We start from the raw sequence: 18,333 nt of genomic DNA, 5'->3' as shown, positions 1-18,333 counted from the left end.
CTTTAATACAGTTATAACACGCGTTTTATAAACAAATAATTAGAGTTTTTTATTCATAAAAGGATATAAAAATTTATATTAGTTTTTAATGAGAAAATGAAATAATGCCAAGCAACTTACATAAAGACTTCTGAACATTTCAATCTAGATACCCTTAGCCAGACAATCATCAAATAAAAGATCGCCGCGCTACGCTCGCAATGACTCTGCCTCGTCTATATTTCAGGCAATAAAAAACCCCGCAAGGAAAACCTTACGGGGTTTTAGCACTAGGCTAATTTAACCTTGCTACTGCAAGTAATTAAATTAGAACTTGTGAACCATACCGATAATATATTCAGCATTAGCGCGACCCATGTCTTCACTATCTACAGTATAGATATAGGCAGTCGTTTTCTTACCTAGAGAGTAATTAAGACCAACTGCTAGAGCAGATTCGTCGTCTGAAGCATTAACGTTTCCGGCAACAGCGTATTTGATTTTTGGCATGAATTTACCGATTTTATAGCCCAATTGACCATGCGCAAAGCTACCTGAAGTTCCGGCAATTTTAGCGTCATCACCAGAAACTTCTTGATACATTGCAGAAGCAATTAAACCACCAGTTTTATATTGCGCAGATACACGAATAACATCCATGTCCATATCTTGAGCATCTTGCCATGCAGCACCTAAGTACAAACCTTTTTTAGTTGAACCATAAGTCGCAGCAATGTTAATCCAATCATCATTACCCGCACCCGCACCTTCTCCAGGCTCTTCATCAATTACTGCAGCCGCAAGGATTTTGACCCCGCCAAAAGATGGAGAAACATAAGCTAGTACATCATCTGCACGCGTTTCACCATCATAAACACCATTTGTTAATTTATTAACATCAGCCGCGCCATCATTGAATAAATCAGTTGGCTGAATCATTTTAGTCGGCGTGTCATGACGACCCATAAGCACTGTACCGAAACCGCCAGCAAGACCTAGATATGCATTACGCTGTGAAAGGATATTATCGCCTTTACCGTCAGAATTGTTATCAGCAATAGCATCTAAACCAAATTCAATACCGTAAACCGCTTTAAGACCGTTACCTAAATCTTCAGAACCTTTAATACCAAGACGTGAAGCGGTCGAGTTAATGGAACCATCAACATTATCTGTTTTATTGTAGTTTAGATTTAGTTGACCATAAAGAATTGGAGCACCAGCCATTGCTGATGGAGCAGCAACTGCGCTAGCAACGGCTAAAGCAAGAATATTTTTTTTCATTTTTAATTCCTTAAATTTAATTCAAAACGCGCTTTAAAGTAAAAATTGAATTTACATAGATTGTAATATAAAAAGATTAAAACCTTCTCGCAAGTCCGTTTGCCTTGATTTACAACAAAAAAGTTAAAAAGTTGTTTTTTTGCACTAAACCGAACTAAAGCATAACTTCCATAAATAACTTCTAGCCATCTTTGGCAGAAAGTAAAAAAACTTCTGGATGAACCCATAATGCAATGACGCCTGTTTTAGATTATTGAATCTAGAGGTTTGTCATTGCGAGGCCGTTAGGCCGCAGCAATCTTTTGGATTTTTCTAGTGTGTTTTTTAGATTGCGTCACTGCGTTCGCAATGACAGGTGTTTTGTCATCGCGAGCGAAGCGTGGCGATCTTTATTTGTGTAAATCCGCTAATGAGATTGCCACGTCGCGTTGCTCCTCGCAATGATTCTGCCCCGTTTTTATTTCAGACAATAAAAAACCCCGCAAGGCGAACCTTACGGGGTTTTGGCACTAGGCTAATTTATGCTTGCTAATGCAAGCAATGAAATTAGAACTTGTGAACCATACCGATAATATATTCAGCGTTACCTTTAGTATTAATATCTTCACGATCTACAGTATAGATATAAGCAGTGGTTTTCTTACCTAGAGAATAGTTAAGACCAACTGCGAAACCAGTTTCCTTATCAGCACCATCTTTATCAGTCATAGCATATTTAACTTTAGGCATGAATTTACCGATTTTGTAACCAGCTTGGAAGTGAGTAAAATTACCAGAAGTTCCTGCTAGTTCTGCAGTATCACCAGAAACGTCTTGGTGCATTACAGAGGCAACTAAACCACCTGCTTTATATTGTGCAGATGCACGAATTACAGTCATATCGTCATCCTGTGCATCTTGCCATGCAGCAGCAAGGTATAAACCTTTTTTAGTCGAACCATAAGTCGCAGCAAGGTTAACCCAATCATCATTACCTTCACCAGCACCTTCACCAGCTTCTTCATCAATTACTGCAGCCGCAAGGATTTTAACACCACCAAAAGAAGGAGAAACATAAGCTAGAACGTCATCGGCACGAACCTCACCGTTATCAATTCCGTTTGTCATTTGGTTAACGTCAGCAGCACCGTCGTTGAAAAGATCAGAAGGCTGAATCATTTTAGTCGGCGTGTCGTGACGACCCATAAGAACCGTACCAAAACCACCAGCAAGACCTAAGAAAGCATTACGCTGAGATAGGATGTTATCGCCTTTACCATCCGAATTATTATCAGCGATTGCATCTAGACCGAATTCAACACCATAAACTGCTTTAAGACCGTTACCTAGATCTTCAGAACCTTTAATACCTAGACGAGAAGCAGTAGAGTTAATAGAACCATCAACATCTGCAGTCTTATTGTAGTTTAGGTTTAATTGACCGTAAACAGTTGGCGCATCAGCCATTGCTACTGGAGCTGCAACTGCAGAAGCGATTGCTAGAGCAATAATATTCTTTTTCATTTTTGAATCCTTAAATTATTTTTTTGTTTACGCTAACGGACTAGGTCGCGTTTGCTTGGAAGCTAATATTAGGGATTTCAAAAACTGACCGCAACCATTGTTTTGTTTTTTTACAACAAAGATTTTATGTGTTGTTTTTTTGCAACACCCAACTAAAAAGAAATAGATTGTCACGGGCTAGCGCCTTAACAATGACAATGCCACTACTTTTTCTTGAGGCACAAAAAAACCCGCACAGGGCGGGTTTTCGATTCCAGAACGGTAATAAAAATATTAACGTTTTGAGAACTGTGGACGACGACGTGCTTTGCGTAGACCAACTTTTTTACGTTCAACCTGACGTGCATCACGAGTCAATAGACCGCGTGTACGCAGTGATGGACGATTTTCTTCGCTGAATGCAACTAGCGCACGTGCAAGACCGTGACGGACCGCACCAGCTTGACCAGTCGTACCACCACCAACAACAGTGATGTATGCATCGAACTTTTCAACGCTTTCAGTTGCTTCAAGAGGTTGGTTGATAACCATTAGGTCTGTTTCACGAGCGAAGTACTCATTAATATCACGACCGTTAACAGTCATTTTGCCAGAACCCGCTTTTAAGAATACGCGAGCTACTGAGCTTTTACGACGACCAGTTCCGTAGTATTGTTCTGCTGCCATTTTCCTACCCCTTAAATATCAAGCGCTTTTGGTTGTTGAGCAGTATGCGGATGTTCAGTACCTGCATACACTTTTAGCTTTTTGAACATTGCGCGTCCTAGTGGACCACGTGGCAACATCCCTTTAACCGCAAACTCGATAGGACGGTTAGGTGCCTTATCAATCAACTTCTCGAAATTAGTTGATTTTAGGTTACCTACATAACCAGTAACGTGATGGTACATTTTGTCTTTACGCTTGTTACCAGTTACAGCAACTTTCTCAGCGTTTACAACAACAATGTAGTCACCGCAGTCAGCGTGAGGAGTGTACTCAGGCTTATGCTTACCACGTAGACGAGTAGCGATTTCCGCCGCTAGACGACCCAAAGTTTTACCTTCAGCATCAACAACATACCAGTCGCGTTTAATTTCAGCTGGTTTTGCAACAAATGTTTTCATAATTTGTTCCTAAATAATTAAATGTAATCCAAATCCAAAGGAATGAAACCGCGTTTCAAACCACTTACTGTTTAACGGGCAATAAGGGGAAGGATTAATTAGGTGCGCGATTATACAAGTATCGCAAGGTATCTGCAATGCTTTTATCAAAAGAATTTGCAGCTCAAGTATTTGAAATTTCAAATAAATTTGAGTCAACGGTGTAATAACAAAAAAATGGTGGGCCCTCACGGACTTGAACCGTGGACCTGCCGATTATGAGTCGGATGCTCTAACCAACTGAGCTAAGGGCCCCAAAGACAGGGATTTAGGCGAATAAGCCTAGAAAATTTGCGCGCTATTATAACGATAATCGAAACGGGATGGGAATTGATTTATTGATTTAGATTCAGCAACAGCATGGAATAAAAATTCACCTAGCCTACCTTAAAAACACAAAAGGCACGATAAACGCGCCTTTTCTGACTAACACCTTATTGCCATAGCAAATAGATTAGTGATCCAAGAAACTCTTCAGACGTTCAGCACGGCTTGGGTGACGAAGCTTACGCAACGCTTTCGCTTCAATCTGACGAATACGCTCACGAGTAACATCAAACTGCTTACCTACCTCTTCCAAGGTATGGTCTGTGTTCATACTTAAACCAAAACGCATACGCAGAACTTTCGCCTCACGCGGCGTCAATGTCGCCAGCATCTCGGTAACCGTTTCATTCATACCAACCGAGTCGGCCGCTTCTTGTGGGGAAAGAATATTTGAATCCTCGATGAAATCCCCTAGCGATGAATCTTCATCATCACCAATCGGCGTTTCCATAGAAATCGGTTCTTTAGCGATTTTCATCACCTTACGAATCTTATCTTCCGGCATTTCCATCTCAATCGCTAACTCTTCCGGTGTCGGTTCACGCCCCATTTTTTGTAGCAATTGACGCTGAATACGATTCAGCTTATTGATGGTTTCAATCATATGTACCGGAATACGGATGGTACGCGCTTGGTCAGCAATCGAACGGGTAATTGCCTGACGAATCCACCAAGTTGCATAAGTCGAGAACTTGTAACCACGGCGATATTCAAACTTATCAACCGCCTTCATCAGGCCAATATTCCCTTCCTGAATCAAGTCAAGGAATTGCAGACCACGGTTGGTGTATTTCTTAGCAATCGAAATAACTAGACGCAAGTTCGCCTCAATCATTTCTCGCTTGGCCTTACGAGTTTTGTTTTCCGCTTTACTTAAATCTTTATAAACCGATTTATAAAGAGAAATCGGCATACGCTCTGATTTTTCAATCATCGCCAAACGCTTTTGCGCACGTTTAATGTCCTGACGATATTCTTCAAGCTTGGCTTTTAAATCCGGCGCCAAAACCTGTAGACGATCAATTAAATCCACTTCGGTTTCACGACCAACAAATTCATCTAAGAAAAGTTTACGCGGCACACGAATACGGCGCTGGATCAAATCAACAATCACACGCTCTTGCTCGCGGATCGAGGTAATGCGACCTTTAATATCTCGAATCACCGCATTTGAGAACAACGGTGTAATCTTAATGCCTTTCAGGTGTTCCACGATTTCATCACGCTTGGCAATAACCTTACCGTCATCACCGCCGAGTTTCTGCTCTAGCTTTAAGGCATCTGCCTGCAACTTCTGCAGCTTCTCAACAAAGGTTGCCAGTTCTTCTTCATCAATACCATCTTCTTTAACATCACTGTTATCGCTATCTGGAGATAATTCCTCAACCGGCACGTCAATCAGATCTTCAGGGCGGATAAAACCTTGCACAACATCGGCAACCTTGCCTTCGCCCTGCTCCATACGATCAAAAGTATCAAGAATTTTTTTCGAGAACGTAGGGTATTTGGCCAGAGCATCCAGCATATCGCGGATACCCCATTCAATACGTTTGGCGATATCAATTTCACCGTGACGCGTCAGAAGATCGACCGAGCCCATTTCACGCATGTACATACGAACCGGATCGGTAGTACGACCAAATTCACTATCCACTTCTGCCAAAGCTGCAATTGCTGCTTCTGCAGCGGCATCATCGAAAGCTCCGCCGTCACCAGACATCAATTCATCTTCATCCGGCGCACTTTCGAACATGCGAATACCAAAGTCTTTCAGAATGGTTAGAACCTGTCCTAGCTGATCTTCCTCGATGTCATCCGGTAAAACATCATTTACATCCGCAAAAGTCAGGTAACCTAACTCTTTTGCGCGCTCGATCAAATCAATTAACTGCTGCTTTCTTTCGACTTTGGTCATGTTTTGTCCCGAATTTAAATTCTTTGTAACGAGAAAAAGCTTTTACCAAGCACCTGGTAAAAGCCGAACTCACTATTATATCAATTTTTTCAATGTTTTAGAATGCGTATTTACACCAAGACTTGCATAACCATTTTCCCGATTAAACATCTATCCCAGTGACTTGAATTCACATCCCTTACTTATTCTGTTTAAGTTGATTTAAGCGCTGCATTTCTTGGGAATTCCAGCCCTGTTGCCCGAGTCGTAATTCATCCAATTTTTTAGCTAAATCCAGCGCTAACTCCCGTAGCTCATTGGTCAAAAACTCATTATCGTTCGGCAAATCGCTGTTCAATACCTGAGGAATTAACTCACTGAATCCGTACTTCTGCATCAACGGCTGTATTTGCTCAGGCTGTTCTGCGGTTATCGACAAATTACGCATTTGCTGAAGCGTCTCCGCCAATAACAGATAATCTGCCTGTCGTTGTTGCGCCAAAGTTTGTACAAGCTCATTAGTAAATATTTGGCTCCACTGCGAGTTTTTCAAGAGCAAACGAATAATTTTTAATGGCACACTCAACACTTTAATGCTGCTAGCGGCATTTTGTTGGCGCGGCGTAAAGTTTTTCGCATTCTTTTTCGAACCGGCATGCACGCCGATTTCTCGACCTAACTTCCAGTCTTGCATGCCGACTAAATCGGCGACCGCTTCCAATAATCCAATTTGAAAAACACCGCGCGCTTTTTGCAGATAAGGTGCCGCCAAAGCCACATAACGCTGCCGCCCTTCAACACCGCGAATTTCGCCACCCAACTTCGCTTGCAAGCCCTGCAATAAGAAATCTGATAAAGACAAAGCCCCTGCAATGCGACGATTAAAACCCTCATCACCTTCTTTACGCACCGTAGAATCAGGATCTTCGCCTTGCGGTAAAAACAAGAACTTAACCAAGCGCTCACCTTCCATCATAGGTAAAGCAATATCCAACGCCTTCCATGCCGCCTTAGTTCCTGCCTCATCACCATCAAAACAGAACACAACCTGATTGACTTGGCGAAACAATAATTCCAAATGCTCCTGTGTGGTAGCCGTTCCCAAAGTCGCAACGGTATTACGAATCCCAAACTGGGCCAACGCCACCACATCCATATAGCCCTCAACCACCAGAATATGCTCAACCTGAACACGACTCTGACGCATTTCATATAGGCCGTACAGCGTGTTACTTTTATGGAAAACCGGGGTTTCCGGCGAGTTCAGGTATTTGGGCTGTCCTTGATCCAAAATGCGCCCGCCAAACGCGATATAACGGCCACGACCATCACGAATCGGAAACATAATACGCTCACGAAAGCGATCATAAATCTTGCCGCCCTCTTTGCTAATCAACATTCCCGATTCAATTAGCTGCCTCTGCAATCCGGCATCAGCACGCAATCCCTTGCTTAAACTATCCCAACCCGGCGGCGCATAACCGATTTTGAATTCCTTAGCAATTTCTGCCGTCAAACCACGTTTTTTCAAATAAGCTTTGGCCTGTTGCGATTGCGGATGATCTCGTAGTTGCAGACGATAAAAACGCGCCGCCATTTTCATCACTTCATACAAATCACGCTGCTGCTGTTGGCGCTCTTGCTGCTGACGCTGTTTTTGCGGATTCATCTGCTCACGCGGCACTTCCATACCATACATCGCCGCTAGCGATTCAATCGCCTCGACAAAACTCAAACCATCGTATTCCATCAAAAACGTTACCGCATCGCCGGAAGCACCACAACCAAAGCAATGGTAGAACTGTTTTTGCGGATTAACATTAAAGGAAGGGGTTTTCTCGTCATGAAACGGACAACATGCTTTATAGGTCGCACCGGCTTTCTTTAACGGCACGCGCTGACTAATGACCTGTACCAAATCGGCACGTGCCAATAGCGAATCAATAAAGGGTTTAGGAATACTGCCGCTTTGCGCCATATGAGAGTATTAATCCAAAAAGAGAGGGGGACAAGGAAACAATAATAGGTAAAAACAAAAAAGCCCGCAATAATTTATGCGGGCTTTTCAGTCGAGGCAACTTTGGGAGAATTAAGAAAGTTTCGCTTTAATCAGCTTACTAACTTCACCCATATCGGCACGACCTTGCATCTTCGGCTTTAATAAACCCATGACTTTTCCCATGTCCTGCATTGACGCAGCGCCAGTATCACTCATCGCTTGGTCAATTAGAGCAGAAATTTCATCTTCGCTTAGCGGTTGCGGCATGAAATCCTGAATAACAGACATCTCATAGGCTTCTTGCTCAGCCAGATCCGGACGCTCAGCGTCCACAAACTGTTGATGAGAATCTTTGCGCTGTTTCATTGCTTTATCAAGGATAGCAAGAATATCAGCGTCATCTTCCAATGTAGTCTGATTATCAATCTCAACCTGTTTGATGGCTGCCAAAAGACCACGAACAACGCCTAAACGCTGCTTGTCTTTCGCCTTCATGCAGGCTTTCATTTCAGCCGTTAACTGCTCTTTCATCGACACGGTAACAAGTCCTTTGGATTAGTAAAGACGACGAGTACGACGGTTTTCGCGAGAAAGACGCTTAGCTAGACGCTTAACCGCCGCAGCTTTCATGCGCTTACGAGCCCAAGTTGGCTTCTCGTAGAATTCACGCTTACGAGTTTCGGTTAGGACACCGGCTTTCTCACAAGCACGTTTGAAACGACGTAGAGCTACGTCAAATGGTTCTGTATCACGGATTTTTACGCTTGGCATAATAATTACCTTTTAAAATTCTTTAAATTCTATCGCTCAGGGCCGTGATCATTGCACATATCTCTACATTCTATTCGAGACGCCCTTTCTTTCCCTCGCAAGAGTGGGAAATAGCTGAAAACGCAGAATTATAATTTTACCGCGTTTGTTTTGCAAACTTTTTTGATAGTGTTCTTTAGTGAAATTTTGTTAAAATTCAGCCACTTTTTCACCATTAGAGAATTAATAAATGCTTGTATTGGGAATTGAAAGCTCCTGCGACGAAACCGGAATTGCTCTTTACGACACCGAATACGGTCTTTTGGCACACGAACTCTATAGCCAAGTCGAACTGCACGCACTGTACGGCGGCGTCGTTCCTGAACTGGCTTCACGCGACCATATCCGTCGTTTAATTCCACTCATTCAAGCAACGCTTAAAAAAGCCGACCGTCAACAGAGCGATATCGACGGCATTGCCTACACGGCTGGCCCGGGCTTGATTGGCGCATTATTGACTGGTGCATCGGTGGCGCGCAGTTTGGCCTTTGCATTGAATATTCCTGCGGTTGGCGTTCATCATATGGAAGGCCACTTGCTCGCGCCAATGCTAGAAGAACAACAGCCGGAATTCCCGTTTATCTGTCTACTGGTTTCCGGCGGTCACTCAATGATTATTCGCGTTGACGGCATCGGTCGCTACAAATTACTTGGCGATACCTTGGATGACGCGGCCGGCGAAGCTTTCGACAAAACCGCCAAGCTTTTGGACTTAGGTTATCCGGGTGGACCGAGAGTTTCCAATCTAGCATTACAAGGCACCACCGACCGTTATAAATTCCCGCGCCCGATGGTCGACCGTCCGGGCTTGGACATGAGTTTCAGCGGTTTAAAAACCTTCACATTGAATACTTGGCAAAAGGCCGTCAAAGAAAATGATGCCACCGAACAGACTAAAGCCGATATCTGCCGCGCTTTCGAACTGGCAGTCGCTGACACCTTAGCGATTAAATGTAAACGCGCTCTGGAACAAGAAGGCTTAAACCGTCTGGTGGTTTCCGGCGGCGTTAGCGCCAACCGTGAAATTCGTGAGAAGCTGCAAGCGCTAATGAAAAAACGTCGCGGTGAAGTCTTTTTCCCGCGCTTAGAATTCTGCACTGACAATGGCGCGATGATTGCCTATGCCGGAGCACAACGGCTATTAGCAAGCGAAGAACAAGGTCTGGACTTTGCCGCCACGCCGCGCTGGTCTCTTGAAGAACTCGCACCGATAAGTTTATAACCTCTCCACAAACAAAAAACGCCCAAATCAATGGGCGTTTTTCATTTCTGGAAACCAACTAAAAATCAGTCTTTTTTAATCAAACTCTCTTCGCCATTCAACAAACGTTGGATATTAGTGCGGTGACGCCAGAACAAGATGACGGTAATAACGACTGAACCATAAATCCAACTCACTTCACCACTGACAAAATAAATATAGACCGGCGCTAAGAAGGCCGCAACCAAAGCAGATAAAGACGAGATTTTAAGCACCTTGGCAACAAATAACCAAGTCGCAACAATCGCCAGACCAATTGGCAGAGACAACGCCAACATCATACCCAACATGGTCGCCACACCCTTGCCGCCACGGAAGCCAAAAAACACCGGATACAAGTGACCGATAAAGGCCGCAAAACCGATAATAAACACTTCGGTATTGTTAAAGCCGTATTGATAAGCCGCCAAAACCGGAATCACACCTTTAAGCAAATCACCGAACAGGGTAATCGCCGCCGCTTTATTTCCGTACAAACGCTTAACATTAGTCGCCCCCGGATTACCGGAACCGCCTTCGCGCGGATCGCCTAAGCCCATCAAACGACAGACAATAATCGCGGTCGAAATCGAACCCAGTAGATACGCCAGTAACACCGCGATAGAAATTTCTACACCCATTTTGCTCTCCAGAAAATGCCGCCCTTTGCTTCGCGACACAAATAAAATTGACGGCAATTTTACTGGCAAACCGACTAAATTGAAAATGCACTTTCGCGGCGGCGATTTTATTTACAATACCGGTAACAGAGAATTTTCAACGGAAAACAAGCCATGCACGACATTATTTATATTGAACAACTAGCGACCGATGCCATTATCGGCATCTATGATTGGGAGCGCCAACAAACACAGCCGCTGCTTTTTGATATTGAAATGGAAGTGCCCATTTTCAGTGCCGCGCAGAGCGATGCTATCGGCGACACCGTCGACTATGCAGTCGTTAGTGATTTTATTTGTGAATATGTCGAGGAAAGCCGTGTCGAACTTCTTGAGACTTTATTGGAAAGCTTATCTAGCGAGTTATTTGCCCGTTTCAAAGGAATTCAGCATTTAAAAATCAAAGTCAGCAAACCACAAGCAGTAAAGAAAGCGAAAACTGTCGGCCTGATAATCCAACGTAGCCGACCGCTTTAAAATCAACTTTTCTGAGCGTGCAGATTTTTCTGCTCTTGTGCCGCTTGCTTAATAAACGGAATCAACTGCTCCATATACAGACAGGCTTGCGCTTCGGTAATTTTATCCATCGCTGCATAATCCTCTTCAAACTGGCGTTGATTCTGCTTCGAAAGATTCCGAACCACTTTGTTATACAAGACTTCGCCAGAAGCCAAACGGGTAATGGTCACCAACTGTTCCGGTGATACTTGCGGGGCAAATTTCTGCACCACCATATCATCGACCTGAGCCATTTTATTTGCTAATTCCCTAAACGTTTTAAGCTTTTTCTGTAGCACCTGATGGCTGCTGCTCTCGCCTTCCCCTAAACGTTCGGTAATCACATTACTCAAGGCTTCAACCACCTCATGCGGCAAATTAAAAGTGACCGGCCCCATCTCCAGAATCAGTTCACCAGAATGATCGTGCTGTGCTTTAATTTCCATGTAAATACTCCGGTGCCACTTTAAATATATCGAGTCTCTTCATTGGTGAATTCGATTTTGCCAAGCGCCTGTAACTCAAACGTTTTTTCAACAATGCGGCGGATCGCATTTTTCGCCGATTCTTCGTCAGCCATTGGTGCTTCCTGTAAATCGCGGGAAATCTGCTTACTGATAATCGCCCCGCTGTTTTCCAAGACTAAGTTAATAAAAGTCTCATCTTCAGCTAAACGCAACAGCACGACTAAGTCACTACTATTCAAAACCCGCAATAGTGTTTGCAGGTGATTTTGTGACAGCTTCTTCATGCGCATACCGAGTTTAATGTAACTCTGTAGAGTCGAATGTTTTTCACCGCGCTCAAGCGCCAAAAGATGCTCCAAGGTAATCTGCAATAGTGCAAGACTGAAACGATCAATCTTGATTGCCGCGAAGCCGATATGCACCTGCCACTCGTTTTCGTGAATTTTCTTAATTCCAACTTGCATTTAAATCACCGCATTCTGTAAAAATCGACGTTATCTGAAGCATAGCAAATTCTTAGCCAAGACAATGACCATTAATCATGATAACAATCAAACTAACCAGAAAAATATTCCGCCTAACGAAAGCAAGTCACTGATATTTCACTAGAGGCGCACTGCTATCTATTGCATAATAATCACAGTTCTCAAAATCCTACAATTTTAAATCCGATGCCTAGCCATAAAAACCTCCCTCAACCATCCGAAGAAGCCAAGCAAATTAGCGATAAACTAAGTCGGCAAATTCGCAATTACCTACAACGCCATAACAGCATGAGTTTCTCGCAGTTTATGCAAAAAGCGCTGTATACACCGGAGTTGGGCTATTACAGTAACAGCTTGCCGAAAATCGGCCAGAGCGGCGATTTCATTACCGCGCCGGAAGTATCGCCGATTTTTTCGCGTTGCCTTGCCCGTCAGGCACAACAGGTTCTGGAGCAACTTGAGCATAAGAACATTATCGAATTCGGTGCAGGTCGCGGCATTATGGCAGGCGACATTCTGTTGGAGCTGGAACATAACCAACAAGAATTAGAGCGCTACTATATCGTTGAAGTCAGTGCCGATTTAAAGCAGCGTCAGAAAGAGCATCTACAAACAACACTTTCCGAAGCGTGGTTCAATAAAGTAGTGTGGCTTGAACAACTACCAAGCAAGCCGATTAGCGCAGTCATCCTTGCCAATGAAGTGCTCGACGCCATGCCAATAGAGCGCCTACGTATTGAACCAGAAAACGCCCTACAAGCTTATGTTTGCTGGAACGAAGAGAAACAGACTTTCGACTGGGATTATCAACGCATCACCGACAAAGGACTGCAACGATTCGCCAATCAGTTAATTGAACATATCGGCAAGGTCTCCGATTTGGGTTATGAAACCGAAATTAACCTAAATATCGGCCCGTGGCTGCAATCACTGAGCAACATTCTTTCAAAAGGTCTGGTACTCTTGGTTGACTATGGCTATCACCGTGAAGAGTTTTACCAGCCGGCACGTGTCATGGGAACCTTACGCTGCCACTATCAACACCGCGCGCATCAAAATCCGTTTTTCTATCCGGGCTTACAAGATATTACCGCGCATGTCGATTTCACTGCAGTGGCCGAAGCCGGATTTGATGCGGGGTTTAAAATTGCCGGTTACACCACCCAAGCCAATTTTTTGATGGGCAGCGGCTTACTGGAAATGTCGGTCGATGCGGAAGCTGACATAAGCAAACAGATAAAAACGGCACAGCAAATTAAAACCTTGACCATGCCGGACGAAATGGGCGAGAACTTTAAAGTTATCGCCTTAACCAAGCAGATTGATAACGGCTTGATCGGCTTTAAAGTCCGCGACCTACGCCACCAACTATAGAAAAGATTATGGAACCGATTTTAGACTGGCTACAAATTACCGTCCTCGCTTTAATTCAAGGACTTACCGAGTTTCTACCGATTTCCAGTTCTGGTCACTTGGTACTGGTACCGCAATTGTTTGACTGGCCGGACCAAGGCCTCGCGTTTGATGTCGCCGTTCACGTCGGCACCTTAACGGCAGTGGTTCTCTATTTTCGCAAAGACATCTGGTTAATGTCGCGCGATTGGACAAGCTCTTTAATTACCCGCCAACCGACTTCCAACAGCCGCCTCGCTTGGTGGGTGATTTTTGCCACTATTCCGGCGGTAGCTTTTGGCTTTATCATCAATAACGGCATTGAAGAGAGTCTACGCAATCCATTGATTATTGCCGCCACGACCATCGGTTTTGGCGTTTTGCTGTGGTGGTCAGACATCAAAGGTGAAAAGGTTCGAGACGAATACAGTCTAAGTTTCAAGGACATTATGATTATCGGCTTCGCCCAGGCCTTAGCGTTGATTCCAGGCACATCGCGTTCCGGCATAACCATTACTGCCGCACTGATGATTGGCCTTACGCCGCAAGCCGCAGCGCGCTTCTCTTTCTTACTCTCCATTCCAATTATCCTTGGCGCCGGCCTATTAAAACTAAAAGATCTATTGGAAAGCACTGCGCCGGTTCAATGGGAAGCGATGATTGGCGGCGCCCTAATCTCATTTATCAGTGCCTATATTGTGATTGCATTATTCTTAAAATGGATTAACCAAATCGGCATGGCACCGTTCGCACTATATCGCTTTGCACTCGGCGCTTTACTAATTTATCTGTTTATTTAGAGAACTCCATTTATGCGAATCGCTTGGTTATTAATCGGTTGGTCAGTCATTGGTGCCATCTTCTATCTTTCAGTGTTGGCACCTTATGTTGCACCGAATCTCGGCGACTTTGAGCACCAAGATAAGATTTATCACTTTATTGCTTACTTCGGCTTAATGTACTGGTTCGCACAACTCTACCCGAGCCAAAAGCGCGGGTTGCTGGCTGTGGTAATTTTTATTTTTGGCATAGCAATCGAGTTCGTACAACCCTACACCGGCCGTGATTTTGACCCAATGGATATGCTCGCCAACGGTTTCGGCATCATTACCGCTTGGCTCATTACTCTCAAAGGCGGTGATTTCGCTTATCGTCGTTGGTTCTTAAAACCGGCATCAAACAAAGCCTGCAATCACTAGTCGAAACAATTCCAAGGAGTTCTGCATGTTGTCTCAACCCATTTCCCCGACCACAACGCAAGATTCCATTCGCCTCTATTCAGCCGAGCAAAGCAAACAGCTCGACCAAACCGCAATTCATCAACACGCTATTCCTAGCTTGCTGTTAATGAAACGCGCCGCTTGGTTTAGCTGGCAAGTGATTCAACAACAGACCCCGAATATCGATAAAATCATTATCCTATGCGGCACAGGCAACAATGGCGGTGACGGTTTTATGATTGCCCAATATGCCAAATTGGCCGGCCTAGAAACCACCGTCTACTTATATGGCGCGGAAGATAAAATCGCCAATGACGCCAAACAGACCTATCGCGAATGGCAAGCTATCCACGGCCTGACCTTGCCACTGGAAACGTTAGATGCCAATGAAGCCGATCAACACACTTTAATCGTTGATGCACTTTTTGGAACCGGCCTAACCCGCAAACTAAAACCAAGCTTGGTCAAAATTTTAAAAAAACTTGCCCATACTGACGCCGCGGTATGTGCGGTCGATATTCCAAGCGGACTGCAAACTGACAGCGGCCTGATTTTAGGTTACGCGCTTCCTGCTGACTTTACTTGCACTTTTATCACTCATAAATTCGGCTTCTATTGTCAACAAGGACCGGATGTTTGTGGCGAAATATTTTTCAGCGATTTAAACCTAAGCAGCAAAGCACCGGAAGTCTTTGGTGAAGTCCCGCAACTGGCGCACAGCCATAGCCTTAAACATTGGAGCCAACAGCTCGGCAAACGAACTAGCGCCAGCCACAAAGGAATTCAAGGTAGCGCCTTATTGCTGGGCGGCAACCATTCCATGCTCGGTGCCATACAACTCGCCGCCGGCGCCGCCATAAAAAGCGGTTGTGGACTTTGCAAAGTTATTAGCCGAAGCGAGCATTTAGCCATCATCACCGGACAGCAACCGGAAATCATGAGTTATCACGACGCAAACAGTGAAGCCTTGATTCAACAAGCTAGCGCCGTCGGCATTGGCCCTGGGCTCGGCACTGATGAATGGGCACAAAACCTGTTCCGACATAGTCTGCACAAACCGCAACAGACGCCGCTGGTTATCGATGCCGACGCGCTGAATCTATTACTTGAACACAGCAGTTGGCAGAAACAAGACAATATCGTCTATACGCCGCATCTCGGCGAAGCGGCGCGCTTATTGGAATGCACTGTAGAAGAGATCCAGCAAGACAGAGTGGTGGCAATTAAAAGCCTGCAACAGAAATATGGCGGCATTTTTATTTTGAAAGGCAACGGCACTTTGATTTTCGACGGCGAAAACTTGGAGCTCTGCCGTGCCGGAAATCCGGGCATGGCAATTGGTGGCATGGGCGATGTTTTGACCGGTACCATTACCGCCTTATTAGCTCAGGGATTGACACCATTCAGCGCCGCTTGTCTCGGCGTAAACCTACATGCCGGCGCCGCTGACCGAATCGCCCAACAAAAAGGCCAAGTCGGACTATTACCGTCCGAACTTGGCCTTGTGTACTCGAAACTTTTAGCTGACTCAATTACAACGGCAAAAAGTCGTTCAAGCTTTTAATGTCCGCAAACAAATTATCTTGGGTATCGCTAAGAATGGTTATGTGACCTAACTTGCGACCCGTTCGCTCTGCTTTATCATATAGATGCAGATGCGCGTTCTCTTTCTGCAATACCTTTTCGACCGGACCGGTTTCGCCAACAATATTCAACATCGCGGCAATCGGCTGTTTCGGTTCCGTTGAACCCAACGGCAAACCGCAAATGGCACGCACATGGTTTTCAAACTGCGACGTCTGCGCACCTTCAATCGTCCAGTGCCCGGAGTTATGCACACGCGGTGCCATTTCATTGGCAAACAGACCGTAATCGGTTTCAAACAATTCCAAAGTCAGAACGCCTACATGATCCAATTCGTCTAATAATGTTTGGATATAGCTCTCGGCCTGCTTTTGCACTTCTTCGCTGACCTCCTGTGCCGGCGCAATGGTGTAACGCAAAATGCCTTTATGATGAACGTTTTGCACGAGCGGGTAGAATCGGTGCTCGCCATGCGCATTACGCACCGCCACTAGCGAAAGCTCACGGTGAAAATCGACAAACGCTTCCAGAATCAACTCGCGACCGCCGATTTCATTCCACGCCTGCTCAACTTCCTCACCGGTTTTAATCATAAATTGACCTTTGCCGTCATAGCCTTCGGTCGTGGTTTTCAAAATCGACGGCACACCTATTACGTCCACCGCTTTCTCTAGTTCTTCGAGAGAGTTGATAATGGCAAAGTTAGCACAAGGAATGCCCTTGTCTCGAAACAAGGTTTTCTCTTTTCCGCGATGCTGCGAAACTTCTAACGAACGCTCTCCTGGATAAACCGGCGTGGTCTTGGCTATTTCACGAACCACTGCCAAATCAGTGTTCTCACTTTCAAAGGTAATCACGTCGGCAAAATCGACCAGTGCTTTCAGGTTATCGGCCTCTTCTGAATGCAGATGCATATTACCTAACAGTGCCGACGGCTCGTCTTCGCTCATGCCGTAAAAACCGAACTTCTGCCCAAGCGGATACCCCGCCAACGCCAACATACGACCTAACTGGCCTGCACCTAAAACACCAATACGTTTGCTAATTGGGGTCATTTAACACTCCAAAAATGAAAAAACCGTAGGCATGATTTTATCCAAATACATCCACTACGGCTGAAATCTTTAATTTAATTTTTAACGAGTGAATTAACAATCCACTCGCGGATCTGGGTTTTCCAAAACGCTCTTGGTTTGTGCCGCGCGGAAATCGGCAACCGCTTGACGAATTTCCGGCATATTATTGCCGACAATTTGGGACGCCAAAATACCGGCATTCTTTGCACCGGCATCGCCAATCGCTAGCGTACCGACCGGAATACCACCCGGCATTTGCACAATAGAAAGTAACGAATCATTCCCGCTCAAAGCACGCGATTTAACCGGAACACCTAACACAGGTACAACGGTTTTTGCTGCGACCATACCCGGCAAATGCGCAGCGCCACCAGCACCAGCAATAATTACTTGCAGGCCACGCCCTTGCGCTTGCTCGGCATACTCAAACATCAAATCAGGAGTTCGATGCGCCGAAACAACCTTAACTTCATGCGGAACGCCAAAAAGTTCTAACATTTCAACGGCATGTTGCATAGTAGGCCAGTCAGACTTTGAGCCCATAATGACGCCAACGAGAGGTGTTGATGTTTGAGACATAAGTATCGCCTTAATTTTAAAAAGGGGTATATTTTCCTGATTTTACGAATAAAATCAACAATTAATCTTAATATCGGGTTTCAGCACAAAAGCCGCTTAAGATGCCGTTCTAGTTCTTGACCCAAGGCAACTAACCTAATCCTTAATATTATTAAGGATTGCTATAATTTA

Annotated in this window: 18 protein-coding genes, 1 tRNA gene and 1 pseudogene; 6 read left to right on the top strand and 14 right to left on the bottom strand. The window is 44.7% G+C overall.

Features of this window, described 5'->3' with window-relative positions; all coding sequences use genetic code 11:
- Positions 1 to 306: 306 nt before the first annotated feature.
- From J3998_RS05125 to rpsU, 9 genes and pseudogenes are all read right to left on the bottom strand, one after another.
- Complete coding sequence (locus J3998_RS05125; protein ID WP_208148398.1) at positions 307 to 1,263, bottom strand: porin; 957 nt, start codon at positions 1,261 to 1,263, stop codon at positions 307 to 309.
- 546 nt (positions 1,264 to 1,809) lie between these two features.
- On the bottom strand, positions 1,810 to 2,766 hold the full coding sequence (locus tag J3998_RS05120; RefSeq protein ID WP_208148397.1) for a porin: 957 nt from the start codon (positions 2,764 to 2,766) through the stop codon (positions 1,810 to 1,812).
- Positions 2,767 to 3,039: 273 nt separating this feature from the next.
- Entirely contained in the window at positions 3,040 to 3,432 is a 393-nt protein-coding gene (rpsI, locus tag J3998_RS05115) for a 30S ribosomal protein S9 (protein WP_208148396.1), read from the bottom strand.
- 11 nt (positions 3,433 to 3,443) lie between these two features.
- Positions 3,444 to 3,872 (bottom strand): 50S ribosomal protein L13, encoded by a 429-nt coding sequence (gene rplM / locus J3998_RS05110; protein WP_208148395.1) that lies wholly within the window; start codon positions 3,870 to 3,872, stop codon positions 3,444 to 3,446.
- Between the two features lie 217 nt (positions 3,873 to 4,089).
- A tRNA-Ile gene (locus J3998_RS05105) sits at positions 4,090 to 4,166 on the bottom strand.
- A gap of 199 nt (positions 4,167 to 4,365) precedes the next feature.
- Positions 4,366 to 6,156 (bottom strand): annotated as a pseudogene (gene rpoD / locus J3998_RS05100) (RNA polymerase sigma factor RpoD); the annotation flags it as partial.
- Positions 6,157 to 6,331: 175 nt separating this feature from the next.
- A complete protein-coding gene (dnaG, locus tag J3998_RS05095; protein ID WP_208148393.1) occupies positions 6,332 to 8,110 on the bottom strand; it encodes a DNA primase in 1,779 nt (592 codons plus the stop codon).
- Positions 8,111 to 8,221: 111 nt separating this feature from the next.
- Complete coding sequence (locus J3998_RS05090; protein WP_243750607.1) at positions 8,222 to 8,662, bottom strand: GatB/YqeY domain-containing protein; 441 nt, start codon at positions 8,660 to 8,662, stop codon at positions 8,222 to 8,224.
- A gap of 24 nt (positions 8,663 to 8,686) precedes the next feature.
- A complete protein-coding gene (rpsU, locus tag J3998_RS05085) occupies positions 8,687 to 8,902 on the bottom strand; it encodes a 30S ribosomal protein S21 (RefSeq protein WP_208148391.1) in 216 nt (71 codons plus the stop codon).
- Positions 8,903 to 9,131: 229 nt separating this feature from the next.
- Here rpsU and tsaD point away from each other — a divergent pair, with 229 nt between their 5' ends.
- Entirely contained in the window at positions 9,132 to 10,163 is a 1,032-nt protein-coding gene (gene tsaD, locus J3998_RS05080; RefSeq protein WP_208148390.1) for a tRNA (adenosine(37)-N6)-threonylcarbamoyltransferase complex transferase subunit TsaD, read from the top strand.
- Positions 10,164 to 10,228: 65 nt separating this feature from the next.
- Here tsaD and plsY read toward each other — a convergent pair whose 3' ends face one another.
- Positions 10,229 to 10,822 carry a glycerol-3-phosphate 1-O-acyltransferase PlsY gene (gene plsY, locus J3998_RS05075; protein ID WP_208148389.1) on the bottom strand — a complete coding sequence of 198 codons (594 nt, stop codon included), beginning with the start codon at positions 10,820 to 10,822 and terminating at the stop codon, positions 10,229 to 10,231.
- A gap of 153 nt (positions 10,823 to 10,975) precedes the next feature.
- Between plsY and folB the strand changes: the two genes are divergently transcribed.
- The gene (gene folB / locus J3998_RS05070) at positions 10,976 to 11,338 is read left to right on the top strand and encodes a dihydroneopterin aldolase (protein WP_208148388.1); all 363 of its coding nucleotides are present in this window, start codon (positions 10,976 to 10,978) and stop codon (positions 11,336 to 11,338) included.
- 2 nt (positions 11,339 to 11,340) lie between these two features.
- Here the strand turns inward: folB and J3998_RS05065 are convergent, their stop codons facing one another.
- Together J3998_RS05065 and J3998_RS05060 are read right to left on the bottom strand one after the other, a co-directional pair.
- The gene (locus J3998_RS05065) at positions 11,341 to 11,805 is read right to left on the bottom strand and encodes a FliG C-terminal domain-containing protein (RefSeq protein ID WP_208148387.1); all 465 of its coding nucleotides are present in this window, start codon (positions 11,803 to 11,805) and stop codon (positions 11,341 to 11,343) included.
- A 20-nt stretch (positions 11,806 to 11,825) separates the two neighbouring features.
- A complete protein-coding gene (locus J3998_RS05060) occupies positions 11,826 to 12,290 on the bottom strand; it encodes a FliG C-terminal domain-containing protein (RefSeq protein WP_208148386.1) in 465 nt (154 codons plus the stop codon).
- A gap of 207 nt (positions 12,291 to 12,497) precedes the next feature.
- Here J3998_RS05060 and J3998_RS05055 point away from each other — a divergent pair, with 207 nt between their 5' ends.
- Genes J3998_RS05055 through J3998_RS05040 form a run of 4 tightly spaced genes read left to right on the top strand, consistent with a single transcriptional unit; the run spans position 12,498 to position 16,487 of the window.
- Entirely contained in the window at positions 12,498 to 13,685 is a 1,188-nt protein-coding gene (locus tag J3998_RS05055) for a class I SAM-dependent methyltransferase (protein ID WP_208148385.1), read from the top strand.
- Between the two features lie 8 nt (positions 13,686 to 13,693).
- Positions 13,694 to 14,503 carry an undecaprenyl-diphosphate phosphatase gene (locus tag J3998_RS05050; protein ID WP_208148384.1) on the top strand — a complete coding sequence of 270 codons (810 nt, stop codon included), beginning with the start codon at positions 13,694 to 13,696 and terminating at the stop codon, positions 14,501 to 14,503.
- Between the two features lie 12 nt (positions 14,504 to 14,515).
- Positions 14,516 to 14,902: a VanZ family protein gene (locus J3998_RS05045; RefSeq protein ID WP_208148383.1), complete on the top strand. Its 387-nt coding sequence runs from the start codon at positions 14,516 to 14,518 to the stop codon at positions 14,900 to 14,902.
- A 25-nt stretch (positions 14,903 to 14,927) separates the two neighbouring features.
- Positions 14,928 to 16,487 (top strand): NAD(P)H-hydrate dehydratase, encoded by a 1,560-nt coding sequence (locus J3998_RS05040; protein WP_208148382.1) that lies wholly within the window; start codon positions 14,928 to 14,930, stop codon positions 16,485 to 16,487.
- Here the strand turns inward: J3998_RS05040 and J3998_RS05035 are convergent.
- Both J3998_RS05035 and purE read right to left on the bottom strand, forming a co-directional pair.
- Positions 16,456 to 17,562: a 5-(carboxyamino)imidazole ribonucleotide synthase gene (locus tag J3998_RS05035; protein ID WP_208148381.1), complete on the bottom strand. Its 1,107-nt coding sequence runs from the start codon at positions 17,560 to 17,562 to the stop codon at positions 16,456 to 16,458. The genes J3998_RS05040 and J3998_RS05035 overlap by 32 nt on opposite strands.
- 93 nt (positions 17,563 to 17,655) lie before the next feature.
- The gene (gene purE / locus J3998_RS05030) at positions 17,656 to 18,162 is read right to left on the bottom strand and encodes a 5-(carboxyamino)imidazole ribonucleotide mutase (RefSeq protein ID WP_208148380.1); all 507 of its coding nucleotides are present in this window, start codon (positions 18,160 to 18,162) and stop codon (positions 17,656 to 17,658) included.
- Positions 18,163 to 18,333: the final 171 nt, after the last annotated feature.

The sequence above is a fragment of the Thiomicrorhabdus marina genome, assembly GCF_017571465.1.
GTDB classification, from domain to species: Bacteria; Pseudomonadota; Gammaproteobacteria; order Thiomicrospirales; family Thiomicrospiraceae; genus Thiomicrorhabdus; species Thiomicrorhabdus marina.
This window is presented reverse-complemented; position numbering and strand designations above follow the sequence as displayed.

Coding starts and splice junctions, on each gene's coding strand:
- J3998_RS05125 (WP_208148398.1), bottom strand. CDS start 1,263: ATGAAAAAAAATATTCTTGCTTTAGCCGTTGCTAGCGCAGTTGCTGCT.
- J3998_RS05120 (WP_208148397.1), bottom strand. CDS start 2,766: ATGAAAAAGAATATTATTGCTCTAGCAATCGCTTCTGCAGTTGCAGCT.
- rpsI (WP_208148396.1), bottom strand. CDS start 3,432: ATGGCAGCAGAACAATACTACGGAACTGGTCGTCGTAAAAGCTCAGTA.
- rplM (WP_208148395.1), bottom strand. CDS start 3,872: ATGAAAACATTTGTTGCAAAACCAGCTGAAATTAAACGCGACTGGTAT.
- dnaG (WP_208148393.1), bottom strand. CDS start 8,110: ATGGCGCAAAGCGGCAGTATTCCTAAACCCTTTATTGATTCGCTATTG.
- J3998_RS05090 (WP_243750607.1), bottom strand. CDS start 8,662: ATGAAAGAGCAGTTAACGGCTGAAATGAAAGCCTGCATGAAGGCGAAA.
- rpsU (WP_208148391.1), bottom strand. CDS start 8,902: ATGCCAAGCGTAAAAATCCGTGATACAGAACCATTTGACGTAGCTCTA.
- tsaD (WP_208148390.1), top strand. CDS start 9,132: ATGCTTGTATTGGGAATTGAAAGCTCCTGCGACGAAACCGGAATTGCT.
- plsY (WP_208148389.1), bottom strand. CDS start 10,822: ATGGGTGTAGAAATTTCTATCGCGGTGTTACTGGCGTATCTACTGGGT.
- folB (WP_208148388.1), top strand. CDS start 10,976: ATGCACGACATTATTTATATTGAACAACTAGCGACCGATGCCATTATC.
- J3998_RS05065 (WP_208148387.1), bottom strand. CDS start 11,805: ATGGAAATTAAAGCACAGCACGATCATTCTGGTGAACTGATTCTGGAG.
- J3998_RS05060 (WP_208148386.1), bottom strand. CDS start 12,290: ATGCAAGTTGGAATTAAGAAAATTCACGAAAACGAGTGGCAGGTGCAT.
- J3998_RS05055 (WP_208148385.1), top strand. CDS start 12,498: ATGCCTAGCCATAAAAACCTCCCTCAACCATCCGAAGAAGCCAAGCAA.
- J3998_RS05050 (WP_208148384.1), top strand. CDS start 13,694: ATGGAACCGATTTTAGACTGGCTACAAATTACCGTCCTCGCTTTAATT.
- J3998_RS05045 (WP_208148383.1), top strand. CDS start 14,516: ATGCGAATCGCTTGGTTATTAATCGGTTGGTCAGTCATTGGTGCCATC.
- J3998_RS05040 (WP_208148382.1), top strand. CDS start 14,928: ATGTTGTCTCAACCCATTTCCCCGACCACAACGCAAGATTCCATTCGC.
- J3998_RS05035 (WP_208148381.1), bottom strand. CDS start 17,562: ATGACCCCAATTAGCAAACGTATTGGTGTTTTAGGTGCAGGCCAGTTA.
- purE (WP_208148380.1), bottom strand. CDS start 18,162: ATGTCTCAAACATCAACACCTCTCGTTGGCGTCATTATGGGCTCAAAG.